9 protein-coding genes are annotated in these 12,308 nt (G+C 44.4%); 5 read left to right on the top strand and 4 right to left on the bottom strand.

Translation table 11 applies throughout. The features are described 5' to 3' along the window. The first annotated feature begins 17 nt into the window (after nucleotides 1–17). The gene (locus KKOR_RS08550) at nucleotides 18–2,390 is read left to right on the top strand and encodes a DUF2357 domain-containing protein (RefSeq protein WP_015780723.1); all 2,373 of its coding nucleotides are present in this window, start codon (nucleotides 18–20) and stop codon (nucleotides 2,388–2,390) included. A gap of 206 nt (nucleotides 2,391–2,596) precedes the next feature. Here KKOR_RS08550 and KKOR_RS08545 read toward each other — a convergent pair whose 3' ends face one another. After that, nucleotides 2,597–3,736 (bottom strand): phospholipase D-like domain-containing protein, encoded by a 1,140-nt coding sequence (locus tag KKOR_RS08545; protein ID WP_015780722.1) that lies wholly within the window; start codon nucleotides 3,734–3,736, stop codon nucleotides 2,597–2,599. Nucleotides 3,737–3,952: 216 nt separating this feature from the next. On the opposite strand from KKOR_RS08545, the gene KKOR_RS08540 reads away from it, so the two are divergent. From KKOR_RS08540 to ubiT, 3 genes are all read left to right on the top strand, one after another. Next, entirely contained in the window at nucleotides 3,953–4,408 is a 456-nt protein-coding gene (locus tag KKOR_RS08540; RefSeq protein ID WP_015780721.1) for a very short patch repair endonuclease, read from the top strand. Between the two features lie 176 nt (nucleotides 4,409–4,584). Continuing rightward, nucleotides 4,585–6,585, top strand: a complete 2,001-nt coding sequence (locus KKOR_RS08535) for a TonB-dependent receptor domain-containing protein (RefSeq protein WP_228638575.1) — start codon at nucleotides 4,585–4,587, stop codon at nucleotides 6,583–6,585. A gap of 444 nt (nucleotides 6,586–7,029) precedes the next feature. Then, nucleotides 7,030–7,572: a ubiquinone anaerobic biosynthesis accessory factor UbiT gene (gene ubiT, locus KKOR_RS08530; RefSeq protein WP_228638571.1), complete on the top strand. Its 543-nt coding sequence runs from the start codon at nucleotides 7,030–7,032 to the stop codon at nucleotides 7,570–7,572. On the opposite strand, the gene KKOR_RS08525 is transcribed toward ubiT, so the two are convergent. The 3 genes from KKOR_RS08525 to KKOR_RS08515 are packed head-to-tail and all read right to left on the bottom strand — an operon-like array spanning nucleotide 7,542 to nucleotide 9,723. Further along, entirely contained in the window at nucleotides 7,542–8,423 is an 882-nt protein-coding gene (locus KKOR_RS08525) for a U32 family peptidase (RefSeq protein ID WP_015780718.1), read from the bottom strand. The genes ubiT and KKOR_RS08525 overlap by 31 nt on opposite strands. A gap of 5 nt (nucleotides 8,424–8,428) precedes the next feature. Continuing rightward, nucleotides 8,429–9,418, bottom strand: coding sequence for a ubiquinone anaerobic biosynthesis protein UbiU (ubiU, locus tag KKOR_RS08520; protein ID WP_015780717.1), 990 nt, complete (start codon nucleotides 9,416–9,418; stop codon nucleotides 8,429–8,431). An 8-nt stretch (nucleotides 9,419–9,426) separates the two neighbouring features. After that, entirely contained in the window at nucleotides 9,427–9,723 is a 297-nt protein-coding gene (locus KKOR_RS08515; RefSeq protein WP_228638568.1) for a chorismate mutase, read from the bottom strand. A gap of 684 nt (nucleotides 9,724–10,407) precedes the next feature. Between KKOR_RS08515 and ggt the strand changes: the two genes are divergently transcribed. Further along, nucleotides 10,408–12,150, top strand: a complete 1,743-nt coding sequence (ggt, locus tag KKOR_RS08510) for a gamma-glutamyltransferase (RefSeq protein WP_015780715.1) — start codon at nucleotides 10,408–10,410, stop codon at nucleotides 12,148–12,150. The last annotated feature ends 158 nt before the right edge of the window (nucleotides 12,151–12,308 follow it).

The raw sequence follows: 12,308 nt of genomic DNA, 5'->3' as shown, positions 1-12,308 counted from the left end.
TCAGGGCGTTATCATTCATGCCAGATTTAATTAGGCTAGAAACGAAGGACTGGGAACTGACCGTTTGGTGTAGTGATATCATTAGGCGGCAAAGAGCCTTAAATAATACTCTGGCCCGTCGTGGAATGGACGTTATTCCTACATCTACCTTAAAACTAGAGCAATCTGTCCAGGTTAAGAGCCTGTCAGTAATTGATAACGACTTAAATATTAATGACGATGAAAGCTTAAATTCCATTCCTCTTCCTCAAGCATTATTTTTTGAAAATTGCCAGTATCAATTTGAGTGGGTTTTTAAGAATAAGGTTGATCAGGCTAAGTTAATCCATAAACTTAAAGCCATTAATAACTCCTTTAGATTTTCAAACCGCAATAATATCCATGTCCTTACCGGAACAATCAATACAGGGAATGATCTTGGCTGTTTTGGACTACCTTTTTGCTATGAGGTAAATGGTCAGTCATATAAGCAAACAGTTTCATTTGAAGTGCTTCCCGTAAAAATGGATCTACATACCGACCTTGAAGGGATGTATCGTGCAATCGATAGTAATTATCCTCTGTGGCGTTTCAGTTTGGCCAATAAGACACAGCAGAATGTAAGCAAGGGAGAAGGTCGAGGGTATTTTCCACTGCTATGGCTGGCGTACTTTGAAGAGCTACGTGAAAAAATGATGGCTGGCCTAAAAGTCATCACTAATGTACCTCATAGTCGATTACAGACGATTTCTCATAAGGTTAAGGCTGATAGGCTTAAGGGTAGACTAAGCCACAAGATTGTTGAGCAGATTAAGCAAGACCATGCGCAAGGTTTGTACCAAAAGCGGTATCAACAAAACAGGAAGCAGCTTTCTGTTGATACGCCAGAAAACCGTTTCATTAAGATGGTGGTTAAAACTACCAAGAATCGATTAGATGATTTCTACTCTAAGTTAACTTTGAATAACTTAAAAAGCGATCAGCCGGTTATATCGGATGCTTTTCTAGAAACATTAAAAGCATGGAGCTTGCCCCTAAAAAAAATTCAAAGTCAGTCTTTTTTAAGTGATGTTGACGACTTTTCAGGTTTGACTAAAGAGTCTTTGGTATTACAACAAAAAACTGGCTACAGCACTGTCTATCGCGTGTGGCAGGAGCTTAAGTTTTATCTCGATGCATTTGCAGGGCAGTCATCAGTTTCGATTAAGTCCGTTGCTGAAATATACGAAGTCTGGTGCTTTCTGGAGTTAAGACGAATATTAGTTGATGAGTTAGGTTTTGAAGAATCTGCAAAGCGTAAAGCTCAATTACAGCTTAAAGACTTTGAATATGATTTAAAGGATGGGCTTGGTGGAGCTTTTGAGTTTGTGCGTGATGATAGCATCGAAGTTAGATTGGCTCATGAGCCAGTCTTTAAAGTAAATACAAAGCCAATCAGAACTTGGCAGGTTCCGCAAAAGCCGGATATTTTGTTGGAAGTAACGTTTCCTGATGGGCGTCAGTTTATTTGGCTGTTTGATGCGAAGTATCGTATTAAACCTGATAGAGAAAGTGATGATGGATTGGTTGATTATGATGAAGATGCTTTTGCTGATCAGTTAGTGCCAGAAGATGCCATCAACCAGATGCATCGTTATCGGGATGCGTTAATACATATTAACAAAGATAATTCAGCACAAAAGAGTCGCCCAGTTTGTGGCGCGTTTGCACTCTATCCAGGGTGCGTTGCTAACGGTCAAACTGAAAACCCGTACAAAGAAGCCATAAAAGAAATTGGTATTGGTGCCTTTCCGCTATTGCCCTCAGCAAACGGTGATGGTTCAAAATGGCTCGCTGAGTTCCTAATTAATCAAATTGGCAAGCCGATGGACTATGATGCTTACCAGCACTCCGATACTTTATATGTTCAAGATTCAATGCGAATACCAAGTTATGGAATGAAGCAGGTGCTATATCCTGACTTAGTTCTAACCCTAGCTTTAGGGCCCGGCCGCTCCAAAGAGTACAAGCAACAATATGAAGATGGTACTGCTCGTTGGTACCACATTCCCAAAAATGTATTCGAAGGGCAGTTGGGAAACCATGTGGTTAAAGAAGTTGCTTATTTAGCTATTGGTACTATTAGTCCTGGGCAAAGTACACGCACAATAAAAAGAGTGTGGAAAGTTAGGAGCGTCGATATAAAACAGCGTTGTGATATCACCAAAGAGCAAGCAGGAAAAGCATCAAATAGCGAAAAGTTATATTATTTATTTGAGCTAGGGGAGTGCCTAACACTTTCAGAAGAAGTGCAGGGTATGCCTACCAGGCAGTTTAGATCTGCTATGAAGCTAACTAGGCTGGATGCGATTTATCAGAATCGCCACTTTAGCTACTTGCCAAATATATATACAGAAATAATACGAACGTAAGCAAAAATTAATTTTACTATGATTATAAGGCAAAGCTCCTTTTTAGAAGTGATTTAAGCTGTCATTGAGTCCAAACTAAGTTAAAGGTTGTTTTAGATAAAGAAATTAGTGGTTCAACTTCTTATATCTACAATTACGAGTTATACAATTTTGTTAAGTTTAAATAATATTTTCTTAAGTTATAATGGAACTTAATCTAAGTTCATTTATTGGTTATTATCATAAAACTCTTGATAGGAACCACATTTTAAAAAATCAATCTCGTATTGATGAGAGTCCTTATCTACCTTGGTTAACATTACAGAGTCAATATTAGCTTCTCTTAACATTTTCAGTGTTACCAGCTTTCCTGCAGGAACTTTTAAAACATCTCTTAATAACCAGTTCCCCAAAGCTCTGTTTGGATTAGATTGCAAGGCTTTCCCTCCTTGCTCACAAACCTTCGCAGGTAATATCAGGCCGTTGGGTAGTTTTAAATTGAATGGCTGATTATTGTTTGGGTTATATGAAAAGAAATCGGGGAAGGTTGTATGTATCCATCTTGGTATTGATATAGAGACTTCATCTTTATGTCTTTTTCGTCCCGCAGCGTTCCATTTATTAAGTCCTGTACCCTTTGACACTTCCTCATTTCTAGCATTATATAAAGGTAATATAATAAATTCTCCGTTTAGACTTTCATCTGTTGATATATCTTGTTGGATAAGATCATTTAATACGTCGTAAGGGTTATCAATTATGCGCACTTCAAAAGAGTCTACAATTTGATTACTAAGATCAAATTTTTTGAAAAGAGTATTTTTTGAAAGAGAAAATTTATACTCATAAAAATTATCTCTAAAATGGATAATATTGTTTTTCTTAATTACCCCCTTTATTTTCTTCAAGGTTATTGGAGTCATTTCAACCTCAGAGACGTGCATTTCATTATCACTCCTAGTTAGCAAGTGATAAAGCATGTGCTCACAGCCCGTGATGGCAAGTGACTGTTCTAGTCGTTTGTTTCTTTGTTCAGATATATATTTGATTAGCTTTTTATGGTTGCTACCAAATTGTCTGATTTGACTATCTACTGTATTAAACTCAGCAATTTTCTGGAAAGTACTTCCATTATTGTGTAGAAAGGTTTTTAGTCCAAGCGCAATTGAGTTTTTTGACGAATCGAAGGATATATCACTTCTGGAGTGATCTACGGCTTTGAAAGAATAATTGAATACCCCTTCATGTCCTCTGTAATGAAGGTATGGCTTTATGCTGGAAGAATATAACTTTGATAGCGAGCCAAGTGCAATTAATAAGTTTTTATACTTCTCTTTTAGTTCATTTTCTTGATTATTATAAAACATAACTTTCAATCCAATATAGTCTGATTACTAAAATGTAAGGATATTTAAACAATTAATATACTTAAGTCTATCCTAACCTTCATTTTGTACAAAGAGAATATTTAGGAATATGTAATTAGATCAGAGGATGTTTAGACCTTATTGGCTGGTTGCTATTTGTTCAATTTATGCAATAGGAGTAGTGTATTTATATTTGATAATCACTCAAGGTAAAGCATGAGTTCAAAGTCCGGAAAGCTTAGTCGCTCCGAAATGATGTCTAGGATCAGATCATTTGATACTAAACCGGAGATAAAAGTTAGAAAGGCAATATATCATCTAGGTTACAGGTACATTCTTAAAGATAAGGTTAAAGGTACCAAGCCAGACATAGTTCTTAGAAAACAAGGTGTAGCTATATTTGTTCACGGTTGTTTTTGGCATAGGCACAGTGGATGTAAATATGCTTCAATGCCTAAGACACGAAGAGAATACTGGTGGCCGAAGCTTAGTAAAAATGTGGAGCGAGATAGAAAAGTTAATTTTAAGCTTCAACTAGAGGGTTGGCGCATTGCGGTCATATGGGAATGTGCTACCAGGGACAAAGAACTCTTTGAGAAGACAATGAATTCGCTTAATGAGTGGATTCAATCTTCATCCGACTATTACGAAAGCCAAAGTATTTCATCCTAATAACTCTTCTCCTGCGACAATTTGTCGCAGTGTTTTTTCCTTTCATATCTATACAATTAGCGCCGATTTGATTCTTTTCTGAGGGCGTTATGACTTTCTTTTCTTTTGATTCTTTTCGTGTGAGCGCGGTGGCTTTCGCTGTGTCTGGCTGTTTGTTATGTGGATCTGGGGTTGCGTTGGCTGAAGATGGTTCGTCTGAGGATGAGCATATTGATGTGATTACCATTAGTGCATCGCGTGCTTCTTCTGATGATTTGTCGGTGGCGGATGCGGATCCGGTTGAGTCGGATGTGGCGCAGTGGTTGAAGACGGTGCCTGGGGCGAATGTGAATAAGAATGGCCCGGTGACGGGGATTGCGCAGTATCGCGGGATGTTTGGTGATCGGGTGGGTGTCAGTTTGAATGGTCGTACGGCGGTTGGTGCTGGGCCGAATGCGATGGATGCGCCTTTGACCTATGCCGTGCCGATGACGGTTGAGGCGATGACGGTTTATCGCGGGATTGCGCCGGTGACGGCGGGAATCGATACGCTGGGCGGTGCGGTGGATGTACATCTGAAGCGGGCGCGCACGTCTGAGGATCTGTCGGTTGAGGGTTCTTTGAGCAGCTGGTATTCGGGGATTAATGACGGCAAGACCTATGCCGGGGATATCAATGTCAGCGCCCATGATTTCGGCGTCTATGCCTTTATCAGCGACCAGAGTGCCAATAATGCTGAAGATGCGCTGGGCCGTGACATCATCACGACCGCTTACGACAAAAAACAGTCAGGGCTGGATATGGCTTATGAGTTTGGTAACAGCCGCATTGGAGTGCGTTACGGCAAGACTGACACGGGCTTCTCGGGAACGCCTGCATTGCCGATGGATATTAATTATGTGGATGGCGAGCAGTGGAGTCTTGATGGTCAGCATCAGTTTGCGGGTGCTGTGCTGGAGTGGCAGTTTGGCGCTTCGGATAATACGCATGGCATGGATAACTTTAGCCAGCGCGAGAATCTTGATCCTACTGCGCAGCGATATACCTATGCTGCGGCGAAGAGCTCTGACTACAAGCTGCAACTGACGGTTGGCGACTGGGTGTATGGCCTGCAGGGTTATCTGTCTGAGCATGATGTGGATATCAGTAATCCGAACAATGCGATTTTCAGCGTGATTAATTTTAATCAGGTTGCGGACGACCGTCATAGCGCCTATGTGCAGTGGGGGCAGCGTTCAGAAGCAGGTAGCGATACCTTTGGCGTTCGGGTCAAGTACAACCGCGCCGATGCAGGCGAGGTGGCGCATTCGATGGCGATGATGAGTCCTGCGATTGCTGGTTTGCAGAATGACTTTAACCAGGCGGATCGCAGCGTTGACGAGACCACTTATGATGTGACCTATCATGGCAAGTCTGTGTTGAGCGAGAACTTCATCTGGAATTACAGCGCGGGCATTAAGCAACATGCAGCCAGTTATCAGCAGCGTTACCTGTGGATTCCGATGCAGTCTACGGGCGGTCTGGCGGATGGTAAAACCTATATTGGGGATATCAATCTTGATCCAGAAACCGCTTATCAGCTTGATGCCGGTTTTGATTATAGCCAGGGCGGATTCAAGGTGTCGCCGCGCGTGTTCTATTCGCAGGTCAAGGATTATATCGAAGCGAACCCAAGCGAAGACCCGCGTGTGATTATGGTGGCTGGGATGATGGGCGATCCGGTGCCATTGCAGTTCACCAATCTTGATGCGACCTTGTGGGGCTTTGATGCCAACTGGCGCTATGACATGCCATCGGATTTCTTTATGTCCGGGGTGGTGAGTTATGTGCGAGGTGAGCGCGATGACAGCGATGTTAACTTGTATCGTATTGCGCCCTTGAATACCCGGTTTGTGTGGGGCTATCAGGGCGTGCAGTTCTCAACCCAGTTTGCTGCGCAGGTTTATGCCGATCAGGATCGGGTGTCGAGCATCAATAATGAAACCGAAACTGCAGGGTATATGGTGTGGGACTGGATGGCCGATTATATGTTTGATAATGGCCTGACGGTGCGCGCTGGTGTCGAGAACCTGTTCGATAAGCAGTATGTGGAGCATCTCGGTGGCGTGAATCGCGCCGCTGGAAGTGAGATAGCTGTTGGCGAGCGCTTGTCGGCTAATGGTCGGAATGTGTATGTCGGGTTTGAGTTTAGGTTTTAAAAGAAGGAAGAGCAGAGCTAAAGAGCAGATTCCCTAAAGGGATTCCCTTCGGTCGCCTGAATCCAGTTCAGGCAGACAACTCTCCAGGAGTTGCTTGTGACTAAAAGGAATACCTTTGGTACATTCCCCACATCCCTGTGCGTCAAATGACATCCCTTGGGGATAGTGCAAAATCACAAAAGCTTGTCATTCCAAACTCGATTTGGAATCTGCTCTTAATTGATGGGTTACGCTCAGAGAGCTAACCCATTGTATATAGTTACCGCTGCGATCAAAAAGGGCGACCACATTGGGTCGCCCCTACCTTACATTCGGATTTGATTGCTCTCTTAAAGAAGGTGTGTCCAGGCTAAGCCGACGAATGAGGGTGCTCATGATCAAGGTCATGCTTTATTTGCTGTGCAATTCTTATAATGAGTCAATTCCAACAATTGATTAATGTTTATGGCTGAGTCTGCTGGTGTTCTGAAATTTCCTTTTGCTGATCATTTGAAGTCGGCTTTATTGCCGAAATTCGCTTCTTTGCTGGCTCCGAATAATGTGGGTTCTTGCGTGGGTTGGGTGCCGCAGCGGGTTAATCGAAAGGTGATTGAGTCGGTGCTAAATCGTGTGTTGCAGGAGCAGGTTGCGGATGGTGATTTTGATTATCTGACGGGTAAGTGGTTGCAGGTTGAAATCAGGGATGCGCGCTTGTTTGTGACGCTTGGTTTTCGCAATGGTCAGTTTGTGTGTCGCGAGGTTGTGCGGCAGGCGTCTGAGGCGAATGCTAATTTGTCTGTTATGACGGTTGATGCGATTGATATGGTGCAGCACAAGGTTGATCCGGATACCTTGTTTTTCCAGCGAAAGTTAACCATTGGCGGCGACACAGAGTTGGCGCACCATGTTAAAAATACGCTGGATACGCTAGACCCTGAGGCTATTCCAAAACTGGTGCTGATTCTATTGCAGCACTATCAGGCGATCATTTCCAGGCCTGCCATCTGAAACCAGTAGCCGTTGCAGTATTCGCGTGTGTGGTCGGTGAAGTCGACAGTCGGCTGGTTACTGTTAATGGCTTGAGTCAGCGCTTGAATAACCTCTAAAGTCGCTTCCGGCGCTACTGGGACTATTCGCGCATAGTCGATGCCGGCTGCCTGTAGCTTCTGCCAGTGATTAAGTAGATTGCTGAGTTTGCCGGATTGAGTCTGAATGCCGTTGATTTGTGCAAAGCTATCGCCTTCGCGGGTGGCAACCGGAATCCCTTCGACATCATCTTTGCATTTAAACTGGCAGCGGTCTTTAGGCAGGTCATGATGGCGGGCGGTAAAGCATCTAGCAGAATAGGCCAGTGGCATACGGCCATAGACCTGATATTCGAGTTCGACACCCAGTTGCTGTGCTTTTGGTATGACTGGTTTCAGATCTTCCTGGCCAAGTTCCACCGGAATATTCCAGCGGCTCATGCCCAATTTATGGAACAGGCTTAAGGATTGGTTGTTATAGATGTTAATAGCATTTCCCGCAGCAAATGGTCTGCCAGCTTGATTGGCTACTTGTATTGCGGACATATCATTGGCTTCGATCAGGAAGTCAGCTTGCTGGACAATTTTTTTCAGGTAGTTTAATTCAGACTCTGCTTCGAGCAGGGTCATGGTTGAAAGGACTACTTGTTTCCCTTTGCTGGCTAATAAATTGCCAATCTCAATCCAGTCTTGCAACGTCATGCTACGACGTTTTGAGCAGACGGTTTCGCCTAGATAGACGGTATCAATATTGGTGTCGGCGACCTGCTGGTAAAAATCCTGATAGGCTGGTTTGGTCCAGAAATAGGGGACTGCTGCGAGTGATATTTTCATAGTGGTTATTGCCAGCTGCGTTCGTAAGCGCCAATAGTGGTTTGGCGACCTTCTGATAAGGCGGTGAGTTTCTGTTTGTCCTGTTCGGTGGGCGCTGCTGAATTTTTTAGCTCAGCATCAATCACTTTGCGCCAGACGTTGGCCACCGTTTCAATGTAAGCAGGACTGCGTTGTCTGCCCTCAATTTTTATCGCCACGACGCCTGCTTGATGCAGCTCCGGTAAAATATCCATGGTGTTCAGGCTGGTCGGTTCTTCCAGCGCGTATTCGATATTGCCTTCCACTTCGAAACGACCTTTGCATAAAGTCGGGTAGCCGGCATTTTCGCCTTCCTCAAATTGGTCAATCAGCAGGTTATTTAAGCGACTCTTAAGCACGCCATCATTTTCTTCCCAGCGCACGTGGGAAGAGGGCGAGCAAACGCCTTGCGTGTTGGGCGATTCGCCGGTCAGGTAAGACGATAAGTAGCAGCGACCTTCAGCCATGATACACAGACTGCCAAATCCAAACACTTCAATTTCTACCGGTGACTTTTGCGCTAATTGAGTGACTTGTTTCAATGATAAAACACGCGGTAAAACAGCACGCTTGATGCCGAAATTCTGATGATAAAAATTGAGGGCTTCAAGGTTAGTCGCAGAAGCCTGAACCGATAGGTGAATCGGAAACGTATCCGAGCGGGAACGGATGTAATCCATGATGCCGCTGTCAGCAACAATGAGACTATCGATACCAATATCAAGCGCCATATCGACACTTGAAGTCCATGTTTGCCAGCCGTCCTGTCGAGGATAGGTATTAATCGCGCAATAGACTTTGCAGTTGTTTTGGTGAGCGTATTCGATGCCTTTGTGCAGGTGTTTTTCGCTAAAGTTCAGGCCTGAAAAATGACGCGCATTGGTGGCATTTTTGAAGCCGATATAAACGGCATCAGCGCCTTGATCAACGGCTTTGACTAATGACGGGTAATTACCCGCTGGACATACTAATTCCATGAGTTGGGTTAACCTGCTTGTTTGGTATTTTTTAGAAGCTGTAGATTTAAACTGGCATTAAAAACTGCGCGGAAAATACAGACCAGATCCAACTGGTGATACAGCGTCGGGTTACGCGAACAGATATTGTTGATGATTTGGCGTTCGCGTTCAGGGCAGTGTAAAGGCAGGCCAAGCTCGCCTTTCAGATCGGAGAGCTGGTCAATCACCTGAGAGCGTTGTTTCAGCAACGTTAAAAGCTGCTCATCTATGGTGTCGATCTGTGAACGTAAATGGTCAAGCGGCATCATGGTTATGTTCTCCATAGCACTTATGCAAAGCAGTGTGCATTTCGTTCTGCATATTACTCTGCATAGTCGGGCAATGAGCTCATTCTATGGCTAGCTTCCGGCAAAGCCCTTGATATGAATCAAACAAAGAGGGATGTTTTTATATTCATAGGATGGGTTAGCTCTTTGAGCGTAACCCATCGGTTGTTTGATTGATGGGTTACGGCCCAGACCTAACCCATCTTATATTTGAACCAGCGGATAGGGCAAAGTTTTGCGGGGTAATTGAAGAGTTGTCCCTATATTTGATTATTGGAATTGACATCAACGGCTTGTCATCCTGAAATTTATTCAGGATCTAGGACAAGTCATGACTTGTCCGCACATCATGCTCGTCATTCCTGACCTGATCCGGAATCCAGTGACTTTAAAGAGCAAAAAAAGCAGATTCCAAATCTAGTTTGGAATGACATACCTCTGGAAGAGGTTATTATCTATAGGCAGGCGTCATTCCTTGGGTTTGTTTGCGGTGGGCCAAGGCCCAACCTACGACAGAAATTGACTCAGGATCTAGTGCGACCACATTGGGTCGCCCCTACCGTAATGTATGATTTGAATTTATCGATAGTGCTCTATCTTCTTTAACGCGCATACTGAGCCTTCGACTTTGTATTGATATGGTTTACACTGATCGCATCTTTGAATGACTTAACGTTTGTTATGACTATTATTCGACCAGTGTTCTATACCTTATCCAGCTTAATACTAACGCTTATGGTGAGCTTTGCTGCCTATGCCAGCTCTGAGCATAAAGAAGCCCCTGCGATTATTGATTACCAGAGTATTCATCATCCGGTGGTTGCGGAAAAAGGAATGGTGGTGTCGCAACAATATATCGCCAGTCGAGTTGGCCGCGATATTCTGAAGAAAGGCGGCAATGCGGTAGATGCTGCGGTGGCTACGTCGCTAGCCCTGGCCGTGGTTTTGCCACGCGCAGGCAATCTGGGTGGTGGCGGTTTTATGCTGGTTCATCTGGCTGAGAAAGGCGAAACCGTAGCGATTGATTACCGCGAAATGGCACCAGCTAAGGCGCACCGAAATCTGTTTCTGAATGCTGATGGCAGTGTCAATCCAATAAAAGCGCGTTTTAGTCATTTGTCGTCAGGCGTGCCAGGAACCGTTGCGGGCATGGAGCTAGCTTTAAAGCAGTACGGAACAATGAAATGGAAAGACATTATTCAGCCAGCGATTGATTTGGCGGAGAATGGTTTCGAGGTGAGCTGGGACTTGTCGAATAACCTTGAGCGCCGACGTAGCCGTATGCTTAATGAAGCGACCCGTAAGGCTTTTTATAAAGAGGATGGCTCGACGTATCAAGCAGGCGAAATTTTTAAACAACCTGACCTGGCCTGGTCGTTAAAGCAACTTCAAAAACACGGGTCAAAAGCTTTCTATGAAGGCGAAATTGCCAAGCGCATCGCAGCCGATATGGAAAAGCATGGCGGCCTGATAACGTTAGACGATCTGGCTAATTATAAGCCTGTGGTACGTAAGGCATTAACCGGCGATTATCGTGACCATCAGATTGTCACCATGCCGCCGTCTAGCTCGGGTGGTGTGCACCTGATTCAGATGCTCAATGTTCTTGAGCATTTCCCGATTAAGGATATGGGTGTGAATTCTGCCAATACAATTCATGTCATGACTGAAAGCATGAAGCGGGCTTATGCGGATCGTAGCAAGCACCTTGGAGACACAGACTTTTATGAGGTGCCTTTAGACTGGCTGACCAGCAAAAACTACGCCAAGCAACTCGCAAAGACTATCGAGATGGATAAGGTCACTCCATCCAGCGAGATTCAGGCGGGTGTTAAACCAAAATATGAAAGCCCTGACACCACGCACTTCTCGGTGGTGGATCAATGGGGCAATGCAGTATCCAATACCTACACTTTGAACTTCTCATACGGCTCAGGAATTGTGGCCGCTGGCACCGGAATATTGCTTAACAACGAAATGGATGACTTTTCTGCAAAACCAGGCACACCTAATGCCTATGGCTTAATTGGTGGTGAAGCCAATGCAATCGAACCGCAAAAGCGTCCACTAAGCTCCATGACGCCGACCATGGTCTTCAAGGATGGCAAAGTAAAGCTGGTTACCGGGAGTCCTGGTGGTAGCCGCATTATCACCACAGTTTTACAAATGGTGGTCAACGTCGTTGATCATGAAATGAACGTCGCTGAAGCAACTCATACCGCACGCTTCCATCATCAATGGCTGCCTGACCGTTTGTTCGTTGAGCCCGCGATTAATCCTGATACGCGAGACTTGTTGAAAGCAAAGGGTTATGAGTTATATGACTCCAGCACTATGGGCAGCACCCAATCCATTCAGGTAGAAGATTACATCTACGGTTCAGCCGACCCGCGCAGACCGAATGCCGAAGCGGCGGGGTACTAGATCTTTGGCGGGCCTTGGCTCGCCAGCTTTCTGATATTTATTGCTTACAAGCCGTCAATTCTAAGATATATCTAAAAATATGCGAATCAGTTCGCAATGCGGACTATTTGCTACATCTTTGTCTTACCTGATATCCCTTAAATCTATAGAATGCGCCT

Source organism: Kangiella koreensis DSM 16069 (genome assembly GCF_000024085.1).
In the GTDB taxonomy this organism is placed as follows: Bacteria; Pseudomonadota; Gammaproteobacteria; order Enterobacterales; family Kangiellaceae; genus Kangiella; species Kangiella koreensis.
Note: the sequence above shows the minus strand (reverse complement) of the source record. Positions and strands in the feature narration are given on the sequence as shown.

Coding starts and splice junctions, on each gene's coding strand:
- ubiU (WP_015780717.1), bottom strand. CDS start 9,418: ATGGAATTAGTATGTCCAGCGGGTAATTACCCGTCATTAGTCAAAGCC.
- KKOR_RS08540 (WP_015780721.1), top strand. CDS start 3,953: ATGAGTTCAAAGTCCGGAAAGCTTAGTCGCTCCGAAATGATGTCTAGG.
- KKOR_RS08515 (WP_228638568.1), bottom strand. CDS start 9,723: ATGGAGAACATAACCATGATGCCGCTTGACCATTTACGTTCACAGATC.
- ggt (WP_015780715.1), top strand. CDS start 10,408: ATGACTATTATTCGACCAGTGTTCTATACCTTATCCAGCTTAATACTA.
- KKOR_RS08525 (WP_015780718.1), bottom strand. CDS start 8,423: ATGAAAATATCACTCGCAGCAGTCCCCTATTTCTGGACCAAACCAGCC.
- ubiT (WP_228638571.1), top strand. CDS start 7,030: ATGGCTGAGTCTGCTGGTGTTCTGAAATTTCCTTTTGCTGATCATTTG.
- KKOR_RS08545 (WP_015780722.1), bottom strand. CDS start 3,736: ATGTTTTATAATAATCAAGAAAATGAACTAAAAGAGAAGTATAAAAAC.
- KKOR_RS08550 (WP_015780723.1), top strand. CDS start 18: ATGCCAGATTTAATTAGGCTAGAAACGAAGGACTGGGAACTGACCGTT.